Source organism: Rhodococcus sp. OK519 (genome assembly GCF_003051005.1).
GTDB lineage: Bacteria > Actinomycetota > Actinomycetes > Mycobacteriales > Mycobacteriaceae > Prescottella.
On the sequence record NZ_QAOW01000003.1, the window covers coordinates 411,018 to 432,470 of the forward strand.

Annotated in this window: 19 protein-coding genes; 11 read left to right on the plus strand and 8 right to left on the minus strand. The window is 69.1% G+C overall.

All coding sequences use genetic code 11. The features are described 5' to 3' along the window. Position 1 precedes the first annotated feature (1 nt). From C8K36_RS11920 to C8K36_RS11935, 4 genes are all read right to left on the minus strand, one after another. Positions 2-1,051 carry a bifunctional MaoC family dehydratase N-terminal/OB-fold nucleic acid binding domain-containing protein gene (locus C8K36_RS11920; protein WP_420910873.1) on the minus strand — a complete coding sequence of 350 codons (1,050 nt, stop codon included), beginning with the start codon at positions 1,049-1,051 and terminating at the stop codon, positions 2-4. Next, entirely contained in the window at positions 1,048-2,196 is a 1,149-nt protein-coding gene (locus C8K36_RS11925) for an acyl-CoA dehydrogenase family protein (protein ID WP_107984680.1), read from the minus strand. The genes C8K36_RS11920 and C8K36_RS11925 overlap by 4 nt, the downstream gene beginning before the upstream one ends. Then, positions 2,181-3,254 carry an acyl-CoA dehydrogenase family protein gene (locus C8K36_RS11930; RefSeq protein ID WP_107984681.1) on the minus strand — a complete coding sequence of 358 codons (1,074 nt, stop codon included), beginning with the start codon at positions 3,252-3,254 and terminating at the stop codon, positions 2,181-2,183. The genes C8K36_RS11925 and C8K36_RS11930 overlap by 16 nt, the downstream gene beginning before the upstream one ends. Before the next feature lie 206 nt (positions 3,255-3,460). Further along, positions 3,461-5,641 carry an acyl-CoA dehydrogenase gene (locus C8K36_RS11935; protein ID WP_107984682.1) on the minus strand — a complete coding sequence of 727 codons (2,181 nt, stop codon included), beginning with the start codon at positions 5,639-5,641 and terminating at the stop codon, positions 3,461-3,463. A 93-nt stretch (positions 5,642-5,734) separates the two neighbouring features. Here C8K36_RS11935 and kstR point away from each other — a divergent pair, with 93 nt between their 5' ends. From kstR to C8K36_RS24810, 3 genes are all read left to right on the plus strand, one after another. Then, positions 5,735-6,373, plus strand: coding sequence for a cholesterol catabolism transcriptional regulator KstR (kstR, locus tag C8K36_RS11940; RefSeq protein WP_107984683.1), 639 nt, complete (start codon positions 5,735-5,737; stop codon positions 6,371-6,373). Between the two features lie 68 nt (positions 6,374-6,441). Next, complete coding sequence (otsB, locus tag C8K36_RS11945) at positions 6,442-9,003, plus strand: trehalose-phosphatase (RefSeq protein ID WP_107984684.1); 2,562 nt, start codon at positions 6,442-6,444, stop codon at positions 9,001-9,003. 252 nt (positions 9,004-9,255) lie between these two features. Beyond that, positions 9,256-9,396, plus strand: coding sequence for a hypothetical protein (locus tag C8K36_RS24810; protein WP_181319515.1), 141 nt, complete (start codon positions 9,256-9,258; stop codon positions 9,394-9,396). A 104-nt stretch (positions 9,397-9,500) separates the two neighbouring features. Here C8K36_RS24810 and C8K36_RS11950 read toward each other — a convergent pair whose 3' ends face one another. Further along, entirely contained in the window at positions 9,501-10,592 is a 1,092-nt protein-coding gene (locus tag C8K36_RS11950; protein WP_107984685.1) for a LacI family DNA-binding transcriptional regulator, read from the minus strand. 169 nt (positions 10,593-10,761) lie between these two features. Between C8K36_RS11950 and C8K36_RS11955 the strand changes: the two genes are divergently transcribed. The 7 genes from C8K36_RS11955 to C8K36_RS11985 all read left to right on the plus strand — a co-directional run bounded on the left by C8K36_RS11955 (position 10,762) and on the right by C8K36_RS11985 (position 17,363). Beyond that, on the plus strand, positions 10,762-11,715 hold the full coding sequence (locus tag C8K36_RS11955; RefSeq protein ID WP_107984686.1) for a metal ABC transporter solute-binding protein, Zn/Mn family: 954 nt from the start codon (positions 10,762-10,764) through the stop codon (positions 11,713-11,715). Continuing rightward, complete coding sequence (locus C8K36_RS11960; protein ID WP_107984687.1) at positions 11,712-12,560, plus strand: metal ABC transporter ATP-binding protein; 849 nt, start codon at positions 11,712-11,714, stop codon at positions 12,558-12,560. Before C8K36_RS11955 ends, C8K36_RS11960 begins: the two co-directional genes overlap by 4 nt. Beyond that, entirely contained in the window at positions 12,557-13,456 is a 900-nt protein-coding gene (locus tag C8K36_RS11965; protein ID WP_107984688.1) for a metal ABC transporter permease, read from the plus strand. The genes C8K36_RS11960 and C8K36_RS11965 overlap by 4 nt, the downstream gene beginning before the upstream one ends. A 101-nt stretch (positions 13,457-13,557) precedes the next feature. Beyond that, on the plus strand, positions 13,558-14,334 hold the full coding sequence (locus C8K36_RS11970) for a thioesterase family protein (protein ID WP_107984813.1): 777 nt from the start codon (positions 13,558-13,560) through the stop codon (positions 14,332-14,334). Positions 14,335-14,386: 52 nt separating this feature from the next. Next, on the plus strand, positions 14,387-15,145 hold the full coding sequence (locus tag C8K36_RS11975; protein ID WP_107984689.1) for a LamB/YcsF family protein: 759 nt from the start codon (positions 14,387-14,389) through the stop codon (positions 15,143-15,145). After that, positions 15,145-15,780, plus strand: coding sequence for a 5-oxoprolinase subunit B family protein (locus tag C8K36_RS11980; RefSeq protein ID WP_107984690.1), 636 nt, complete (start codon positions 15,145-15,147; stop codon positions 15,778-15,780). Before C8K36_RS11975 ends, C8K36_RS11980 begins: the two co-directional genes overlap by 1 nt. A gap of 152 nt (positions 15,781-15,932) precedes the next feature. Next, positions 15,933-17,363, plus strand: a complete 1,431-nt coding sequence (locus C8K36_RS11985; protein WP_107984691.1) for an FAD-binding oxidoreductase — start codon at positions 15,933-15,935, stop codon at positions 17,361-17,363. A gap of 68 nt (positions 17,364-17,431) precedes the next feature. Here C8K36_RS11985 and C8K36_RS11990 read toward each other — a convergent pair whose 3' ends face one another. Further along, positions 17,432-18,121 carry a ZIP family metal transporter gene (locus C8K36_RS11990; protein ID WP_107984814.1) on the minus strand — a complete coding sequence of 230 codons (690 nt, stop codon included), beginning with the start codon at positions 18,119-18,121 and terminating at the stop codon, positions 17,432-17,434. A gap of 46 nt (positions 18,122-18,167) precedes the next feature. Here C8K36_RS11990 and C8K36_RS11995 point away from each other — a divergent pair, with 46 nt between their 5' ends. Continuing rightward, entirely contained in the window at positions 18,168-19,031 is an 864-nt protein-coding gene (locus C8K36_RS11995) for a biotin-dependent carboxyltransferase family protein (protein WP_181319516.1), read from the plus strand. 12 nt (positions 19,032-19,043) lie between these two features. On the opposite strand, the gene rlmB is transcribed toward C8K36_RS11995, so the two are convergent. Together rlmB and cysS are read right to left on the minus strand one after the other, a co-directional pair. Then, on the minus strand, positions 19,044-20,045 hold the full coding sequence (gene rlmB / locus C8K36_RS12000; protein ID WP_107984693.1) for a 23S rRNA (guanosine(2251)-2'-O)-methyltransferase RlmB: 1,002 nt from the start codon (positions 20,043-20,045) through the stop codon (positions 19,044-19,046). Continuing rightward, positions 20,045-21,451: a cysteine--tRNA ligase gene (cysS, locus tag C8K36_RS12005; protein ID WP_107984694.1), complete on the minus strand. Its 1,407-nt coding sequence runs from the start codon at positions 21,449-21,451 to the stop codon at positions 20,045-20,047. Before cysS ends, rlmB begins: the two co-directional genes overlap by 1 nt. Positions 21,452-21,453: the final 2 nt, after the last annotated feature.

A 21,453-nucleotide genomic window follows, 5' to 3' on the forward strand; every position in this document is an offset into this window, starting at 1 on the left:
CTCACGACTCCTTCACGGGACGCCACGCGTACAGCGTCCAGGGCTCGTTACCGGTCTCGTCATCGCCCGGGAAGTCCAGGAACTGGGCCTGCACCGGCATGCCGACTGCGACCTCGGACGGGTCGACTTCGCGCAGCTCGCCGAGCATGCGCACGCCCTCCTCGAGTTCGACGAGTGCCACCACGAACGGCAGCGATCGACCCGGCACCTTGGGGGCGTGATGGACAACGAAGCTGAACACCGTGCCGCGACCGGATGCCACGACGTAGTCGGTGGTCTCGGACTTGTCCTTCCACAGCGCCGGAACCGGCGGGTGCTGGAGCGTGCCGTCCGGGCGCTGCTGGATCCGCAGCTCGTGTGCCGCCACACCGTCCCAGAAGAACTGGGTGTCCCGCGACGGCGTCGGCCGCATCATGCGCGTCGGATCCAGATCGTCGGGCACACGCCCGTCGGCCGAATGTGACACGCGTTCAGTCGAACTGACCGAATGTGACATTCGGTCAGAAACCGGGGGCGCGAACTTCAGGATGCGGAACATCATTTCGGCGACGATCTCTGCACTACCGTCTTCCCGAGCCACCTTCCAGAAGTTGCGCGTCGTGAAGAACCACCCCTCGCCGAGTCCGGTCTTCTTGGGGCCGACGACCTCCTCGAGTGTCGACTCGATCGTCACCTCCTCACCGGGGCGCACGTAGCGGTGGTAGATCTGGTCGCAGTTGGTCGCGACCACCGAGGTGTAGCCGGCGTCGTCGAGAATCTGCGTCATCCGGCCCAGCGGATCGTCTTCGTCGCGGGCGGCTCCGAGGCCGCGCATGGTCCACACCTGTGCCATCGCGGGCGGTGCGACGAGGCCACCGTGGCCCGCGGCCACGGCAGCGTCCTCGTCGACGTAGATCGGGTTCTCGTCACCGATCGCCTCGAGCCAGTTTCGGATCATCGGCATGTTGATCGGATCCCGGCCCGCACGAGCCTTACTCGCCCCGCCTGCCTTGACCTGCTCGGCGCCGGCCAGGATCTGGGCGGTCGTGTCCGTCATGGCACCGTCACTCATCGCGGCACCTTCGGCAGTCCCAGGCCGGCCACCGCGATCAACTCGCGCATGATCTCGTTGACGCCGCCACCGAAGGTGATGACGACGTTGCGCTTCACCTGGACGTCGAGCCACCGCATGAGCGCGGCGGTCTCGGGATCACCCGGGTCGCCGTGCGCGCCGACGATCTCGTCCACGATCCTGCCCACGCGCTGAATGCGTTCGGTCGCAAAGACCTTGGTGGCCGACGCATCCGCGATGTCGACGTCGCCGGTGGCCGCCGCCACCTGCCAGTTGAGCAGTTCGTTGAGCCGGTACGTCGCGTGGATCTCGCCGAGTCCGCGGCGAACGTCGTCCAGTTCCAACAGGTCCCGCTTCGCGGCCCAGTCGTACACCTTCTCGTACAGACCCGCGACACGGCCGGCAGGACCCAGCATGACGCGCTCGTGGTTGAGCTGCGTCGTGATGAGCCGCCAGCCCTTGTTCTCCTCGCCGACCAGCATGGTCGCCGGCACGCGGACGTCGGTGTAGTACGTGGCGTTGACATGGTGGGCACCGTCGGCGGTGATGATCGGGGTCCACGTGAAACCCGGATCCTTGGTGTCGACGATCAGGATCGAGATGCCGCGGTGCCGCGACTCGGCGTCACCGGTGCGCACCGCGAGCCAGATGTAGTCGGCGTCGTGGCCACCGGTGGTGAAGATCTTCTGGCCGTTGACGACATACTCGTCGCCGTCGCGCACCGCCGTGGTGCGCAGCGCCGCCAGGTCGGTGCCCGCGTCGGGCTCGGAGTAACCGATCGCGAAATGCACCTCACCGGCAAGGATCGCGGGGAGGAACTTCTGCTTCTGCTCCTCGGTTCCGTACGTCTGCAGCGTCGGACCGACGGTCTGCAGGGTCACCGAGGGAAGCGGAACATCTGCGCGCACAGCCTCGTTGACGAAGATCTGCTGCTCGATCTCACCGAAGCCGCGGCCACCGAACTCGACGGGCCAGCCGACACCGAGCCAGCCGTCCTTGCCCATTCGGCGGATGACCTCACGGTAGGTGGCGCCGTGCCGCTCGGTGAGCATGATCTCGGCCTCCGCCGGTGAGATCAGCCCGGAGAAGTAGCGGCGCAGTTCCGCCTGCAGTTCACGCTGCTCGGGCGTCAGATCGATGAACACCGGGCCCCCACGAGGTCGAGTCGGTACGAGGCGCCGCCGACGAGGCGGGCCAGGTCTTTGGCAATGGAGAAGTAACGGTGCATCGGGTACGTGACGTCCACGCCGATGCCGCCGTGCAGGTGATGCAGCGTCCGCATCGCGGCCGGTACCTCGGTCGCGATCCAGTACGCCGTGACATCGAGATCGTCTGCGGCGTCGAGGCTCTCGGCCACCCGCCATGCCGACGACAGCGCCGCGACGTGCAGGGTCCGCGAAGTGACGTAGACGTCGGCGATCTGCTGCGCGACGGCCTGGAACGCCGCGAGCGGCTTGCCGAACTGCTCACGGGTCGTGAGGTGGTCGGCGGCCAGACCCGTTGCGCCGGCGAGCAATCCGTCGGCGTACGCGCCGATGCTCGCGAGCGCGATCCGGTACAGCGTCTCGACACCGTCGAGTCCGCCACCGAGGACGTCGGCGGCCGGGACGCGGACGGCGTCGAAATGGGCCGAGAACTCCGGACCACCGGCCGACGTCGCACCCTTGACGAGCGTGACCCCCGGCGCGTCCGGCGCCACCGGCACCACACCGGCGTCGGTGGGCACGAGAATGCGGTGCGCGATGTCGGCGAACGCCACGGCGATCTTGTGGCCCGTGACGACGACGTCGTTGCCGTCCGCGACAGCCGTCGTCGACGGCACGGCAGGGAACGCGCCACCCTGCTCCGCGAGCGCTGCGGTGAGCACCCGCCCGCCCGCGATGCCGTCGAGGAGCGTGTCCTGCTGTTCGATCGAACCGAGGGCGAGCACGGGGAGCACGCCGAAGCCGAGGGTCGCGAGCGCCGGGACCGGCGCGGCCCCGCGGCCGATCTCGGTGAGCATCGTCGCTACCTCGAGCACGCCGAGTCCGTCGCCGCCGAGCCGCTCGGGCACGGCCAGCGACAGCAGGTCCGCCTTCGCGAGCGCCTGCCACAGCTCGGCGCTGAAGCCGCCGGTGTCGGCGGGATCGGTGTGCTCGCGAGCCAGCAGGCCCACGACGATCTCCGCCACCGTTTCTTGAGTCTGATCCAGAGAGAAGTCCACGTTGCCGATCCCGCCTGTGTTTTAGAACGTGTTCCTGTTCTATCACCTGCAGGATGACGAAGAAAGTCCCACAAGATCGAGAACATGTTCACCTACCGAACGGCACGCGTTCAGGTACCCGCCGATCCTCGTCCCGGGGACAGCAGAACGCCCGCCCGTGAGCATGTCCACGGGCGGGCGATCGACGCGATCGGGCTCGGCGGGCGTCAGCCGCGCGGCAGCCCCAGCAACTGCTCGGCGGCGACCGTGAGCAGGATTTGCGTGGTGCCGCCGGCGATGGACAGGCACCGGGTGTTGAGGAATTCCCGCGTGAGCGGTCCCTCGACCCAGCCGGCCTCACCCGCGAGTTCGACGGCGAACTCGGCGACGCCCTGACGGTTTCGCACGCCGACGAGCTTGCGGACGCTCGACGCCGGCCCCGGATCCTGACCGTCGAGCTGACGCAGCGTCGTGCGCAGTTCGAGCAGCGATCCCACGAGCGCCTCGGAGATCAACGCGCCGAGGTGGTCAGCGGTCACCGGGTCCGGATCGCCCGCGAGTTCGAGCAGTTCCTCGACGGCCTTGCCGAGCGACGACCCACCGCTCATCGCGACCCGCTCGTTCGCGAGCGTCGTGCGGGCGAGCTTCCAGCCGCCGTTGACCTCCCCGACGACGCACTCGTCGGGAATGAACACGTCGTCGAGGAACACCTCGTTGAACAGTGCGTCGCCGGTGATCTCGCGCAGCGGCGAGATCCGGATGCCGGGGGTGCGCATATCGAGCAGGAAGTACGTGATGCCCCTGTGCTTCGGCGCGTCCTTGTCGGTGCGGGCCAGGCAGATTCCCCAGTCGGCCTCGCGGGCGAGCGATGTCCACACCTTCTGCCCGTTGAGCTTCCAGCCGCCGTCGACCTTCTCGGCAACCGTGCGCAGCGACGCCAGATCCGAGCCGGCACCGGGCTCACTGAACAGCTGGCACCAGGTGATCTCGCCGCGCAGCGTCTGCAGCGCGAAACGCTCGATCTGTTCGGGGCTACCGTGCTCGAGAACTGTCGGCACCGCCCACCACCCGATCACGAGATCGGGCCGCTCGACACCGGCCGCCGCCATCTCCTCCGCGATCAAGATCTGATGGGCCGCGCTCGCACCGCGGCCGTACGGACGCGGCCAGTGCGGTGCGGCGTAACCGGACTCGGCGACCGCCACGCGCCGCTCCGCCTCCGGAACGACGGCGAGGGCGGCCACGTCGTCGCGGATCGCAACCCGCTCCGACTCGAGTTCGGACAGGTCGATCGTCAGGTGCCGGCGTGCGCCGGCCCGGGTCAGCTCGGTGACCCGCGCCCGCCACACGTTGCTGCCACCGAGGATCTGCTTGTTCGACACCGCGCGACGCAGGTAGTAGTGCGCATCGTGCTCCCACGTGAAGCCGATGCCGCCGAGGATCTGGATGCAGTCCTTGGCGTTGGATACCGCTGCGTCGAGCGCGACGGCCGCGGCGACGGACGCCGCGATCGGCAGCTCCGAGTCGGCCGCGTGTCCGGTGTCCGGATCGGGCAGCGCATCCTCGGCGGCGACGGCCGCATCCCACGCGACGGCACGCGCGGCCTCGACGCGGCACAGCATCTCGGCGCACAAGTGCTTGATCGCCTGGAACGAGCCGATGGGCTTGCCGAACTGCTCGCGGATCTTGGCGTACTCGACCGCGGTCCGCAGGCTCCAGCCCGCGACGCCGGCGGCCTCCGCTGCCGCGAGGGTGGCGGCCAGGTCGCGCACGAGTTCCGGCGCGACGCCGGTGACGATCCGATCGGACGCCACCGCCACGCCGTCGAAGCGGATCCGGGCGGCGCCCCGACTCTTGTCGAGGATGTCGAGCGGTTCGACGGTCAGCCCGTCCGCAGCGGCGTCCACGAGGCACCACACGACGCCGTCAGCGGCCCGCACGGCGACCAGCACCGCGACGCCCGGCTCGCCACCGAGCGCGCTACCCGCGTCGCCGGACAGGACCAGTCCGCCGTCGGCGTCCGGGGTCGCGTCGAGCACCGGACCGTCGAGCACCACCGAAACCGGCAATTCGCCCTCGGCGATCTGCCCGGCCCACGCCTTCGCGGCGGCGCCGTCGGCGCGGCCGAGCACCAGACCCGCGAGCGCCGTCGACAGAACCGGTCCGCCGACCAGTTCCACTGCCGACTGTTCCAGCATCGCGGCCAGGTCGACCACCTGTCCGCCGACCCCGCCGACAGACTCGGGAACACCCACCGCGAACAGGCCCAGGGATGCCACCGACGGCCATGTGCGACGCCAGAAGTCCGCAGGTCCTTCACGTAAAATGGCGATGGGCGCGGCAGAGCGTGCCCACGCCTGAATCGACTCCTGGACGGCCTTCTGCTCGTCACTCGTGGCGATTGTCACAACGGCTACCCGCCTTTCGTGGATGACATATACATCTAGAACGTGTTCTAATATGCTCGACCGTCAAGAGTCAAGGCGTGAAGGAAACAGTCGATGACCACCTCATCTCGATCCCGCTCCACCGGGGGTACGGTCTCGACCCTCAGTGAGGACGATCTCAGCTCCAACGCTCAGCGCGAGCGCCGCAAGCGAATCCTCGATGCCACCCTGACGCTCGCGTCGAAGGGTGGCTACGAGGCCGTGCAGATGCGTGCGGTCGCCGAGCGCGCCGACGTCGCCGTCGGCACCCTCTACCGCTACTTCCCGTCGAAGGTGCACCTGCTGGTGTCCGCCCTCGCGCGCGAGTTCGAGCGGATCGAGTCACGGGGCAAGATCCCCCCGGGCCACAGCCCGCTCGAACGGATGCAGCTCATCCTGGGGCAGATCACCAAGGCGATGCAGCGCGATCCCCTCCTCACCGAGGCCATGACCCGCGCCTTCATGTTCGCGGACGCATCCGCGGCGGCCGAGGTCGATCAGGTCGGCAAGCTCATGGACACGTTGTTCGCGCGGGCCATCACCGATAACGACCCCACCGAGGAACAGCTTGCCGTCGCCCGCGTCATCAGCGATGTGTGGCTGTCGAATCTCGTGGCGTGGCTCACTCGACGCTCGTCGGCCACCGATGTCGCCAAGCGGCTCGAACTGACCGTCGAACTGCTCCTCGGCGACGGGTCGAAGACTCCCTTCTGACCGGATCCGTCGGCCCCCAACCGGAACGCGGCGCGCCAGCCCGCCCGCAATCGCTTAGGTTTGAACCTGTGAGCGCTCTGGATCTGCCGATCGAACTCCGCCGGGCCCTGTCCACCGTGGCCCGGACCCCTCGCCTGCTCGTGGCGTCCGACTACGACGGCACGATGGCTCCCATCGTCAACGATCCGGAGAACGCCTACCCCCACGCGGAGTCGGTGCGGGCATTGCGGGCGCTGGCCGGCCTGGCCGCCACGACGGCCGCCGTGATCTCCGGACGGGCCCTCAAGGATCTCGCGACGCTGTCGCGGTTGCCGGCCGAGGTGCAGTTGGTCGGCAGCCATGGGTCGGAGTTCGACATCGGCTTCGTGCACGCGATCGACGCCAACGCTCGCAAGTTGCTGAGCGAGGTCACCTCCGAGCTGTCCCGGATCGCCGACCTGTACCCCGGTGTCACGGTCGAGACCAAGCCGGCCAGCACCGCGCTGCACGTGCGCAACGCGAGCCCCGAGGCGGGCGCGAAGGCGCTCGCCGCAGTCCACGCGGAAGCCGCACTGTGGACCGGCGTGGAGGTCACCGAGGGCAAGTCCGTCGTCGAACTCGCCGTCATCGCGACCGACAAGGGCAACGCCCTCGACATCCTGCGACATCAGGAGGGCGCGACGGCGGCCGTCTTCTTCGGCGACGACGTCACCGACGAGAAGGCGTTCGGGCGCCTGCAGGGTCCCGATCTCGGCATCAAGGTCGGAGAGGGAGACACCCTCGCCGCGTACCGCGTCGACTCCACCGAGGACGTCGCAGCGGCACTGGCCTTCCTGCTCGAGGAGCGCCGCATGTGGCTCTCGGGCGCGGATGCCCCGCCCATCGAGCGGCTGACGATGCTCGCCAGTCCCCGATCCGTCGCACTCATCACCCCCGATGCGAACATGACGTGGCTGTGCCATCCCGAGCCGGACTCGGCCGCGGTGTTCGCCCACCTGCTAGGCGGTTCCGAGGCCGGTCACTTCAGCGTGGGCCCGCAGCGCGAGGCGTTGCCGCTGAGCCAGCAGTACCTCGACGGCACCATGACGGTGCAGACCCGCTGGGCCAGCCTCACGGTCACCGACTACTTGCCGCACGACGTCCAGCCGAGCCGTACCGACGTCACCCGCGTCATCACCGGCCGCGCGAAGGCCGTCGTGAGCTTCGCACCCCGCCCGGAGTTCGGTCAGGTTCCGGTGCAGATGGAACCGGACGCCGACGGACTCCGGGTCTCGGGCACGAGTGAGCCGATGGTGCTCCGTTCTCCCGGTGTCCACTGGGACATCACCACCGACGGAACCCAGCAGACGGCACTCGCCGTGGTCGACCCGTCACAGGGCCCGGTTGTGCTCGAACTACGTTGCGGAACAGAGGATCTGGGCCCCTCACAGATTTCGGAGCCGGAACGTCGGGAGATCGCCGAATCGTACTGGCGAGACTGGGCGAACACGCTCGAGCTTCCACCGCTCAAGTCGGATCTGATGAAGCGGTCGGCGCTGACGCTGCGCGGCCTGGTGCACGCGCCGAGTGGATCGATCCTGGCTGCCGCGACCACATCGTTGCCCGAGGAGATCGGCGGCGTCCGCAACTGGGACTACCGCTACTGCTGGCTACGCGACGCCGCGCTGACGGCCTCGGCCCTGGTGAGCCTCGGTTCCCTCGCGGAAGCCGAGAACTACCTCGAGTGGGTGCACGGCGTGCTCGAGACGCTGCACGGGCCGGAGCGACTGCACCCGCTCTACACGCTGTACGGTGCCGGCCTGCCGCCGGAGGCGGTGATCGATTCGCTGCCCGGGTATGCGGGATCACGCCCGGTGCGTGTCGGCAATGCCGCGAACCAGCAGGTGCAGTTGGACGTGTTCGGCCCCATCGTCGACCTGATCTCGAATCTTGCCCTGGCGCGACAGAAGAAGGGCATGGCCGGGTCGGACGCACTCACCGACCGCGACTGGGAACTGGTGTCCGCGATGGTCGAGGCGGTGGAGCGGCGGTGGAGCGAACCGGATCACGGGATCTGGGAGATTCGCGACAACCCCCGGCACCACGTGTACTCGAAGGTGATGGGCTGGCTCACGGTCGACCGGGCTCTCACCCTGGCCGAGAACTTCGGCCGCGAGGCCCGGGAGACATGGGCGGCCCTGCGCAGCGAGATCGCCGAGGAAGTCACGGAGAAGGGGTGGAACGCCGACGTCGAGTCGTACACCGCCGCCTACGACGGCACCGACCTCGACGCAGCGACGCTGCACATCGGACTGTCCGGCCTGATCGATCCGGCCGACGAGCGATTCGCGGCGACGGTGGTCGCGACAGAAACCGAACTGCGCAGCGGCTCGACCGTCTACCGCTACCACCATGACGACGGTCTACCCGGCACCGAGGGCGGCTTCCACCTGTGCGCGGCGTGGCTGGTGGAGGCGTATCTGCTGATCGGTCAGCGGTCGGACGCCGAGGCGTTGTTCAAGCAGCTGGTGAACGCCGCGGGACCGACCGGCCTGCTGGCCGAGGAGTACGACCCGGTGGCCGAGCGCTCACTGGGCAACCACCCACAGGCGTACAGCCACCTCGGCCTACTGCGGTGCGCGCAGCTCCTGAGCGCGGACACACAGCGGTAGAGACACCACCCTCCGGCCGCTCGGTTCGAGAATCCCTTATGTGCTGCAACAGATCTGGCTGACGAAACGAATCGCAGGGCGTCGACGCGCTCGGCTCGACCGTGACCACCTGAACGAAAACGGCAAAGGGTCGCGAAGTTTCGTGCCACACTCAGGCGTCCGCTGCGGTACCGCATCGAGAACCCCTCTTACGCAGGCCCGGCGGTCCCCTCGCATCGAACTGCCGAGGGTTCACCGAAGGAGGATGCAACAGTGGGTTCAGGCGACTTCGTGGGACAGTTCTTCGGCATTCTAGGGGGAGGGCTACAGCTGCTCGGTTCGACTGAACTGGGGCAGGGTGTCCAGATGGTCGGGATCTACCTCGCTCAGGCAGTCGGATCGCTGGGCAGCTAGCGCCCCAACAGAATCCGACGATCCCCTGCCGGGCGCCGGTTCCGGTGGGCCTCCTCGCTACCGCGGGGACCTGTTGCACCCCAGTCGGTTCGGTCCCGAGATCGCTACGGCTCGGGAGGGGAGGCCGCGGTGTGCCCGCGCACCAGTTCGGTCTCGAGCATCTCGACCGTCGTGACGCCGGAATCGGACCGGGACATCAGCAGTGCGCCGGCCCGTCGACCCTTGTCCTCCTGGGGCTGGAGGACGGTGGTCAGACCCTCGCGAAGCGCATCCTCGATCCCGTCGAAACCGGTGATCGACAGTCGGCCGGGAACGTCGACACCCTCGCAGCGCGCCCAGTCGAGGGCTCCGAGCGCGAGAACGTCGGTGGTGCACAGTAGCGCGGTGATGCGCGGGTTCACTGCGAGCGCATGCGCGGCCGCGGCGTGCCCGGCCTGCGTGGTGTGCTCGAAGCGCTCGACGACGGTGAGCGACGACGGGTTCAGGCCGGCGTCGGACATCGCGTCCCGGACACCGGCGATGCGCTCGCGCTGGACGTGGAAGTTGGGAGCGTGCAGCCGATCGCCGTCGACCACCCTGTCGGAGCGGTCACGACCGAGTCGCATGCACAGCACGCCGATCTCCCTGTGGCCCAGTGAGATCAGAAAGTCGGCAACCTTCCGCATCGCGGCGCGGTCGTCGATCCCGACGAGCGAGGCGCCGGACATCTCCCGCGGCTGGTCGCAGATGACGGTCGGCAGGTGCCGCTCCCGCACCGCAGCCAGATAGGGGTCGTCGTCTGCGACGGAGTACACGACGAAGCCGTCGACGCCGGCCTGCTGCACCACAGCTGCCGCCTCGACGTCGTTGCGCCCGGGCCCGGCCGGGATGAGTAGCAGACCCTGCCCGGCGGACTCGCACGATTCGGCGAGGCCCGCGAGGAAGCTCATCGCGGCAGGGTCACGGAACGAGTAGCTGAGCGCCTCGGTCAGCAGCAGACCCACGGCCCCGGCCCGACGGGTGCGCAACGACCGAGCAACCGGATCGGGGCCGGGGTAGCCCCGGCGCTTGGCGGCCTGGAGTACACGCTCGCGCAGTTCGGCCGACAGCTGATCGGGGCGGTTGTACGCATTGGAGACGGTCGTCCGCGAGACCTTCAGCTCGGCGGCGAGCGACGCCAGAGTGGCTTGACGACGTGGCTGTCGAGACCTTGGCATAACGGGACGGTAGCGGTTCGGGGGGCGAACGGCGAACTGGATCCCGCCCCGGACCGATAAGACCTGCACAGTTCCGCTAATGTGTAAACGGAAACCGTTACCAATAACGGTCGGTCCCGACAGCAGGTCGGCCATCGGCCCGGTCGTGATCAGGAGAGACGAAGTGCGCATGCCCCGAAGGTTCCGTGCCTCACGAACCGCAGCGGCAGCCCTCGGCGCTGCCCTCGCAGCAGTCGCCCTCACGGCGTGCGGCAGCAACCCCGGATCCGACGGCCAGATCCGCGTCGTCACATCCACCAACGTGTGGGGCAGCGTCGCGCAGGCCGTCGCAGGCGACCGCCTCGAGGTCACCTCGATCGTCAACGAGCCCTCCGCCGATCCGCATTCCTACGAGGCGAGCCCTTCCGACGCCGCAAAGATCACGGACGCGTCCCTCGTCGTGCTCAACGGTGGCGGCTACGACCAGTTCGTCGAGGACGTCCTCGAGTCCACCGGGCCGAAGCCGACCGTCGACGCGTTCGATCTGTACGAGGAGCGCACCGGCACGCACGCCACCGAGTCCGCCGAGGAGCACGCGGGCCACTCGCACGGGTCGATCAACGAGCACGTCTGGTACGACATCCCCACCGTCGATGCCACGGCGAATGCGATCGCCGCGGAACTCGGCAAGCTCGACCCCGAGGGCGCCGACACCTACCTCCGCAACGCCGAGACCTTCCGCAGCCGGCTACGCCAAGTATCGGAGACGACGGCCTCGATCGCGGCCGCGCATCACGACGCGCCCATCGCCCAGACCGAACCGATCGCGCACTACTTGCTCCAGGCCGCGACGCTGAAGGACCTCACTCCCCCGGCGTTCACCGGTGCGATCGAGAACGGCACCGACCCGTCGCCCGCGTCCATCGCCCAGACGCGTGAACTGCTGGCGGACAAGAAGGTACTCGTCCTCGTCTACAACTCGCAGACCGTGGACAAGGTCACCGAGAACATCCGTGAGACCGCCGAGAACGCCGGTGTTCCCGTCGTCGAGGTCACCGAGACCCTGCCCGAGGGCATGGACTTCGTGCAGTGGCAGACGGAGACGGCGCGAGCACTCGCGGCGGCCCTGAACGGCGTCTCGTGACCGCCGCACCGCCCGCCGTCGAACTGCGCGACGCCTGCCTGTCCTTCGGCGAGCGCACGCTCTGGTCCGAACTGAACCTGGCCGTCGAGCAGGGCGAATTCATCGCCGTCCTGGGCCCCAACGGCTCCGGCAAGACGTCGCTGCTCAAGGTCCTGCTCGGTCAGCTCGCGCCGACGTCCGGCACCGTCCGGATCGCCGGCACCCCGGCCCAGGCCGGCAACTCACACGTCGGGTACGTGCCGCAGCAGAAGTCCCTCGACGAAGGACTGCCGCTGCGCGGACGCGACCTCGTCGGCCTCGGTGTCGACGGGCATCGTTGGGGCACCGGCCTGCTCGGTCGCGCCAAGCGCCGCGCGATCGTCGACTCGGCCATCGCACAGGTGGGCGCGCAGGCGTACGCGGACGCCCCGATCGGCTCCATGTCCGGCGGCGAGCAGCAGCGGCTGCGAATCGCACAGGCGCTCGTCGGCGACCCCAAGGTGTTGCTGTGCGACGAGCCGCTACTGAGTCTCGATCTCGCCAACCAGCACCGCGTCTCCGAACTGATCGACCGCCGACGCCGCGACCACGACACCGCGGTCCTGTTCGTCACCCACGAGATCAACCCGATCCTGCCGCTGGTCGACCGCGTGCTCTACCTCGTCGACGGCAAGTTCCAGATCGGAACGCCGCAGGAGGTAATGACCTCCGAGGTGCTGTCCGCGCTCTACCGCACCGACGTCGAGGTGCTGCACGTGCGCGGACGCCTCGTGGTCGTCGGCACCGGCGACGCCATCGACGCGCTCGGCAGCGGCAGCGGTCCGCGCCCCGGCGAGGGCGTCCACCACACCGAGGACCACGCATGAGCAACAAGTTCACCGACGCGATGTCACACATGTTCGACTTCTCCGCGACCGCGGACCTGTTGCGGTACGACTTCGTCCAGCAGGCCCTCATCGCCGGCGCAATCCTCGGACTGCTCGCCGGTGTGATCGGCCCGCTGATCGTGAGCCGGCAGATGTCGTTCGCCGTCCACGGGACGTCGGAGCTGTCACTGACCGGCGCGTCGGCCGCACTGCTCATCGGTGTCGGCGTCGGCATCGGTGCAGTCGTCGGATCCGTCGTCGCGGCCGTCCTGTTCGGGCTACTGGGAACGAAAGCACGCGAACGTGATTCGGTGATCGGCGTCATCATGGCGTTCGGCCTGGGCCTGTCGGTGCTGTTCCTGTGGGCCTACGACGGCCGCACCGGCACCAGCTTCTCGCTGCTGGTCGGACAGATCGTCGCGCCCGGCAACTCGGGTCTGGCGCTGCTGTTCGGCTGCGCCGTAGTCGTACTCGGCACCCTGTCGGTCATCTACCGCCCGCTGCTGTTCGCGAGCACCGACCCCGACGTCGCCGCGGCGCGCGGCGTGCCGGTGCGCGGCCTGTCGATCGTGTTCGCCGTCCTCGTCGGCATCACCGCCGCACTGGGCGTGCAGATCGTGGGCGCCCTGCTCGTCATGGCACTGCTCATCACGCCGGCTGCCGCCGCCGGGCACGTCACCGCCAACCCACTGAAGGCGACGGTGCTGGCCGTGCTGTTCGCCGAACTCGCCGCCGTCGGCGGCATCCTGCTCTCCCTCGCCCCGGGCGTCCCGGTGTCGACCTTCGTCACCACGATCTCGTTCGTGATCTACCTGGTGTGCCGCGCGATCGGCGCATCGCGACGGCGGTCTGCGGGGCGCGTCGTCGTGCCGGCCGGAGAGCACCTCCACGCCTGAAAGTCGACCGCAGGCATCCCCGATCGGGGTGCCTTGGTCCGCCGCCACCCTGGATTCGGTGCCGAACCGCATGCAGGCACCGAATTCGTAGGGAGAGAACGATCCACTACTTCGAGCGACTTTCCGAGACGACATTCCTCGCGAGCAGCCACACCGGCGGCGCCTGGAATACCGCGGAGCAGCACATCGCACCGGCGCTCGGTCTGCTGGCACATGCAATCGAAACCGACCGCGATCGACGCCGCGACGACTCCCCTGCCATCGGCCGACTGTCCTACGACATCCTCGGAACCCTGCCGATCGGTGTCGTGGAAGCATCCGTTCGGATTCTGCGCGCCGGTCGCACGATCGAATTGGTCGAAGCCACTCTCAGCCACGACGGCCGAGTCGCCGTAGTGGTGCGGGCCTGGCTGATGCAGTCCTTCGAAACCCAACCGTTCCACGGCACCCCCTTCCCCACCATCGCCGCACCCGACGACATGCCGTCGTGGGACGCGACGACCGTGTGGCCGGGTGGATTCATCGAATCCGCCGACGTCCGCCGTGCGCACCTCGAGCCCGGACGCGCCTCGTTCTGGGTACGCACCCCGGTCGCGCTCGTCGCCGACGAACAGGTGAGCGCCGTCGCCCGAACCGCCGGGTTGCTCGACATCGCAAACGGCATGTCCACCCGGGTCAGTCCGACCGAGGTGGCCTTCCCCAATCTCGACCTCACCGTCCACCTGTTCGCGATGCCTCACGGCGAGTGGGTGGGTTTCGACACGAACGTCAGCTTCGGCGCCTCCGGGATCGGGCTGACCCACAGCGTTGTCAGTGACGTGCGGGGTCCGATCGGAACGTCGTCGCAGATCCTCACGGTGCGGCCCGCCACACGGTAGCCAGGCCGGCCGTACGCGGCTACGACGGCGGCACCGGAACTAGGATCGACGTGTGGGAATGATCGATCTCAACAGCGACCTCGGCGAGAGCTTCGGTGCGTGGACCCTCGGCGACGACGCGGCGATGCTCGACCTCGTCACCAGTGCGAACGTTGCGGGCGGGTTCCACGCCGGCGATCCCGCGACACTGCTGCGCACGTGCCGGGACGCGGCCGACCGCAACGTCCGGATCGGGGCGCAGGTGGGCTACCGCGATCTCGCCGGATTCGGTCGTCGCTTCATCGACATCACCGCGAGTGACCTGACGGCCGACGTGATCTATCAGATCGGTGCGCTCGACGCCCTGGCCCGCGCCGCCGGATCCGCGGTCACCTACGTCAAACCGCACGGCGCGCTGTACAACGCGATCGTCCACCACCGCGACCAGGCCCGGGCCGTCGTAGCTGCTGTGCTCGCGGTGAACCCTGCACTGCCGGTCCTCGGTCTGCCTGGATCGGTCTTCCTCGAGGAGGCGGACGAGGCCGGATTGCGCACCGTCACCGAGGCGTTCGCCGACCGCGCGTACACGCCCACCGGCACCCTGGTCCCCCGCACCGAACCGGGCGCCGTCGTGGACGACCCCGACGTCGTCGCGGCGCGGGTACTGCAATTGGTCACCGCCGGCACGATCGAAGCCGTCGACGGTTCCCGAATCGCAGTGCCGGCGGAGACGATCTGCGTCCATGGCGACACTCCCGCCGCGGTTGCGATGGCCGCAGCGATCCGAAAGCTGCTGGATGCCGAGAAGATCCACGTGAAACCTTTCGTGTGATGCGCATCCTCGACGCCGGCGACCGCGCGCTGCTGATCGAATTCGACGGGCTCGACGCGACACTCGCGCACTACCGCGCGATGACCGCCCACCGGCATCCCGCTGTCGTGGACCTCGTTCCCGCCGCACGGACTGTCCTCGTGCAGTTCCGCGGGACCCGGCCCGACATCGTCGCCGCCTGGGTGCGGTCGACCGCCCCGATCACCGCGCACGCGCTGCCCGCCACCGCAACCGCAACCGCAACCGCAACCGCAACCGTCGAGATCCCCGTCCGCTACGACGGGCCGGACCTCGACGAGGTCGGCGAACTCACCGGCCTCGGTCCCGACGGTGTGATCGCCGCGCACACCGGGCAGGCGTGGACGGTCGCCTTCGTCGGCTTCAGCCCCGGCTTCGGATACCTCGTCGGTGAGGACACTCGCCTGCACGTCCCCCGACGCTCGTCGCCCCGCACCTCCGTCCCGGTCGGCGCCCTCGGACTGGCGGGAGAGTTCTCCGGCATCTATCCGCGCAGTTCCCCCGGGGGCTGGCAGCTGATCGGAACTACGACCGAACCGATGTGGGACGTCGACCGCGACCCGCCGGCGCTGTTGCAGCCGGGCACCGTCGTCACCTTCCGCACGGTCGACGGCTGAGCCGTGTAGTCGACCCGGAATCGCCCGAACAGCAACGAAATAGGCCGATTCCGAACGACGCCCGGCGCTGTCGGGCGAGAATCTTCCATTGTCGGGGGACAAACGGGCGCGAAAACACCGCGCGGTTCGAAAACCCGATCCGAGGAGATTCGATGACCAACCCTCAGCACACTGCGCTGTCGGAATCGTCCCTCGCCGAACGACTCGGCAACGCCGTCGCAGGCGCCGTGTACAGCCCGGGTGAGGACGGCTACCGTCTCTCCGCCGCCGGGTTCAACGCTGCAACCGTGCACCGCAGTGCCGCCGTCGTCGTCGTGTCCCGTGCCGACGACGTCGCCGCCACCGTGAAGATCGCCGGCGAACTCAGCCTGACGATCGCGGTTCAGGCCACCGGGCACGGCGCCGCCCCGGCACCCGAGAACAGCATCCTGATCGACACCGCCCTGCTCGACGGAGTGACGATCGACCGCGACGGCCGCACCGCCACCGTCGAAGCCGGCGTCCGCTGGCAGGAGGTACTCGACGCGGCGGCCCCGCACGGCCTGGCCGCGCTTGCCGGATCGTCGACCACCGTCGGCGTCGTCGGCTACACGCTCGGTGGCGGCCTCGGGCCGATCGCACGGATGCACGGCTTCGCCGCCGACCACGTGCTGTCGATGGACGTCGTCACCGCTGACGGACGGCAGCGCCGGGTCTCGGCCGATGTCGAACCGGACCTGTTCTGGGCACTGCTCGGCGGCGGCGGCGCGTTCGGCATCGTCACCCGAATGACGTTCCGGCTCTTCCCGATCCAGACCCTCGATGCCGGCGGGGTCTTCTACGACATCGCCGACGCCCCGAACGTCCTGCGGCGCTGGCGGGACTGGATCGGCACGGCACCCGACTCGGTGTCGAGTTCCGTCGCGATCGTCAACTTCCCGCCGCTACCCGAACTGCCGGAACCACTGCGCGGACGCACCGTCGTGCACGTGCGGGTCTCCCACGTCGGCGACGACGAGAACGGTCCCGAACTGCTCGCCCCCATGCGCTCGATCACCGCGCCGATCCTGGACACCGTGACCGAGATGATGTTCCCCGCGATCGCGTCCATCCATGCCGACCCCACCGGCCCGATCCCGGGAATGGAACGCTCGACCCTCCTGCAGGAGTTGCCGGACCCCGCGCTCGACGCCCTGCTCGGCATCGCCGGGCCCGCCGCCGGTCTGCCGATCATGCTGGTCGAGATCCGGGCGCTGGGCGGCGCCCTGGCGGCCGCGACCGCCCGCAACGCTGTCGCGGGACGCGACGCCGCGTTCACGCTCTTCACCGTCGGCATCCTCGCCCCGCCGATCGCCGACGCCGTCCCCGGCGCACTCGAGAGCGTCGTCGAGGCGATGGCCCCGTGGAGCACCGGAGGCGCGCTGCTGAACTTCGCCGGATCGGCTGACGGCGCACCCGCGGCCCGGGCCGCTGCGGCGTGGACTCCGGAACAGCGCCGACGACTCGTCGCGACCCGACTCACCTACGATCCGGCCGGCCTCTTCGCCCCCACCGCCCGCTGGTCGTCGGGCCAGATCACTTCCACTCCCACTTCCACTTCCTGAACCCGCGTTTTGCGCACTTATCGCGCGTCCGGCGCCCGAAATTTCGCGACAAGTACGCAAAACGCGGGTCAGGCGCCGAGGGCGAAGGCGACGAGGAAGCCGAGCGCGGTGGACAGCCCCACCCACCAACCGCCCTCGCGGTACGCCTCGGGCATGAGCGAGTCAGCAAGCACCGCAATGGTTGCGCCACCCGCAAACGCCTGAATGACGGCGATGCCGCCGACGGAGACGGTGTCGGAGACCGCGTTCGCGGCGATGACGACGAGCACCAGGACCGCGGCGGTGACGGCCCACACCCCGAACGCGCGCTTCGAATCGAAGCCGGGTTGCCCCCGCATCGACGCGGCGCCCGCGACGGACTCGGGGACGTTGCCGACCGCGACCGCCACCAGCAGCACCACTCCCCCGCCCTCCATGAGCGAGACGCCGAGCGCGGTGTTCTCGGGAATGCCGTCGAGCAGCGACCCCAGCATCAACGCCCAGCCCAGCGCGGCCGGTCCCAGTCTGTTCTCGATGAGATGGTCCGCCACGACGTACACGAGCGCACCCGCCAGCAGTGCCGTGCCGGCAACCCACACACCCTCGATCGCGAACGCCGGCGCGAACAGTTCCGACGACACCGCCGCCACCATCGTGCCCGCACCGAACGCCATGAGCGCGGCCAACAGCGGCTTGGGGAGGTTGTAGTGCAGACCCACCCACGCGCCGAACAGCAACGGCAGGGCCGTTCCCAGACCGTACAACGCAGCCGTCAGCATCGATCGATCGTAGTGAGCGCCGACGACGATGGGCGACAATCGACGCATGGCATGGCTCGAAGTCCTGCGCGCCGGCGCGCGCACCACCGTCCAGGACCGCGGGCGGCCCGGGCACGCGGCACTCGGCGTCGGGATCTCGGGTGCCGCCGACGTAGTGGCCCACGACGGTGCCAACCGCCTCGTCGGCAATGATCCCGGCGCCGCCACGCTCGAGGTGACACTCGGGGGCCTGCGGGTGCGCGCCCACGGATCCGCCACCATCGCCGTCACCGGGGCGCCGACGCCGCTCCTCGTGAACGGTGCACCCCGACCGCGGTACTCGACGCTCCATGTCCGCGACGGCGACGAGGTCGCGCTCGGGGTCGCGCCGACCGGTCTGCGCGCCTACCTCGCGGTGCGCGGCGGCATCGACGTTTCGCCCGTCCTGGGCAGCCGCTCGACGGACACCCTCTCGGGGATCGGGCCCGACCCGCTCCGGGACGGGGACCGACTGCCCGTCGGCTGTCCAAGCGCCGATCTACCCGCGGAGGACCTCATCCCGCCACCCGCGCCGGCCACCGATCCGGTCGAACTGCGGATCCGAATGGGGCCGCGTGACGACTGGTTCACGCCGGCCTCGCATTCCGCCCTCGTGGAGCGGACGTGGACGGTCAGCACCGACACCGACCGCGTCGGGGCCCGTCTGGACGGTCCAGGACCGCTGCACCGCGGCCGCCAGGGCGAGTTGCCGAGCGAGGGCATGGTGAGAGGTGCGCTGCAGGTGCCGCCCAACGGCATGCCCGTGCTGTTCCTGGCCGACCATCCCGTGACCGGCGGGTACCCGGTGATCGCCGTCGTCCTCGAAGACGACATCCCGGCCGCAGCTCAGCTGCGACCGGGATGCCGGATCAGATTTCGTCGGGTTCAGTGACCCCGCGAGCAGTCAGCCGCGGCGCTGGCGCGCGATCTCGGAGAGCACGACGCCCGCGGCAACGGACGCGTTGAGCGACTCCACCTCACCGGACATCGGGATGCTGAGGATCGAATCGCACGTCTCGCGGACCAGACGCGAGAGGCCCTTGCCCTCGGAACCGACGACGACCACGACGGGGCCGGTGCCCTCGTAGTTGTCGAGGGTGGTGTCGCCGCCGGCGTCGAGGCCGACGACCTGAACACCCTTGGACTGCCAATCCTTCAGCGTGCGCGTCAGATTCGTCGCGCGAGCGACGGGCAGACGGGCCGCGGCACCGGCACTGGTGCGCCATGCGACAGCCGAAACGCTGGCGCTGCGACGCTGCGGGATCACCACGCCGTGACCACCGAACGCCGCCACCGAACGCACGACGGCGCCGAGATTACGCGGATCGGTGATGTTGTCGAGGGCCACCAGCAGTGCGGGCTCCTGACGGGTACGGGCCGCCGTGAGCAGATCGTCCGGATGCGCGTACTTGTACGGCGGCACCTGCAGGCCGATGCCCTGGTGCAGTCCGTTGGCGCTCATGCGGTCCAGGTCGCTGCGCGGAACCTCGAGGATCGAGATCCCCGCGTCGGCCGCGCGCTGCACGGATTCCTTCAGCCGGTCGTCGCTCTCGGCGCCCACCGCGACGTACAGCGCGGTCGCCGGCACGCCGGCACGCAGGCACTCGACGACCGGGTTGCGTCCCAGCACCATCTCCGGACCGTCGTCGGACTTGCGGGTCACCGGGCCCCGGCCGCCACCGGTACGCCCGCCGCCGGCACGCCCACCACCGGTGGCGCGCTGATCGGCAGCTTTGGCCGCAGCCCGCGCACGCTTCGCCGCGGGATGCTTGGTGCGCTCCTCGGCGGGGGGCGTCGCGCCACGGCCCGCGAGACCACGGCGGTGCTTGCCACCGGATCCGCTGACCTGGCCCTTCTTGGTGCCATCCTTGCGGATCGCGCCGCGCCTGCTCGAATTACCAGCCATCACTGTCCCGATTCGTTAGAAGCTTGCTTGAGGGCCCATGCGGCCCCGTTAGCGGTGTCCGTGACCTCGATGCCGGCCGCAGCCAACCGGTCGCGAACCTCGTCGGCCACCGCCCAGTTCTTTTCGGCCCGCGCCTGCTGGCGCCGGTCGAGTTCCGCCTGCACGAGCACATCGAGTGCGCCCATGGCTGCAGTGTTGTCCGAAGCGGCGGCCCACTGCTGATCCAGCGGGTCCACCCCCAGGATGCCGAGCATCGCACGGACCTGACCGGCGAGCGCCCGCGCGCCGTCGGCATCCCCGGACTCGAGCGCGATATTGCCCTCGCGTACCCGCCCGTGAATCTCCGCGAGCGCCGCGGGCACGTTGAGATCGTCGTCGAGCGCGGCCGCGAACTCCTCGGTCCACTTGCCGACCTGAACATCACCGGCCCGCTCGACCGTGCGCATCACGAACGACTCGCACCGCCGGAATCCTGCCGCAGCCTCCTGTAGCGCCTCCTCGGAGTACTCGAGCATCGACCGGTAGTGGGCGCTGCCGAGGTAATACCGAAGTTCCTGCGGTCGAACGATTTTCAGAACGTTCGGCACGGAAAGTACGTTGCCGAGCGACTTCGACATCTTCTCGCCCGACTTGGTGACCCAGCCGTTGTGCAGCCAGTACTGCGCGAAGTCGTCGCCCGCGCACTTGGCCTGCGCGATCTCGTTCTCGTGGTGCGGGAAGACCAGATCCAGTCCGCCACAATGAATGTCGAATGCCTGTCCGAGGTAGAACACGGCCATCGCCGAGCATTCGAGATGCCAACCCGGGCGGCCCGGGCCCCACGGAGTGGGCCACGACGGCTCACCCGGCTTGGCCGCCTTCCACAGAGTGAAGTCCCGCGGATCCCGCTTGCCCGCACCGACGCTCTCGCCCTGGTGGACGTCGTCGAGCTTGTGCCCGGACAGCCGGCCGTACTCGGGGAAACTACGAACGTCGAAGTAGACATCGCCACCGGATGCGTACGCGTGCCCGTTGTCGATGAGCCGCTGCATCATCTCGACCATCTGCGTGACATGCCCGGTCGCGCGCGGTTCCACGGACGGCGGCAGCACACCGAGCTGCTGGTACGCCCAGTCGAACGATCGCTCGAACGTCGCGGCCCACTCCCACCACGGCCGGCCGGCCTCGGCGGCCTTGTTCAGGATCTTGTCGTCGATGTCGGTGACATTCCGCACGAACGCGACGTCGTAGTCGTGCGCCAGCAGCCAGCGCCGCAGCACATCGAAGGCGACGCCGCTGCGGACGTGTCCGATGTGGGGTTCGCCCTGCACGGTGGCGCCACACAGGTACACCGAGGCATGTCCGGGGGTCAGCGGGACGAAGTCACGCGGAGCCCGTGTCACGGTGTCGTATAGGCGCAGGGTCACGA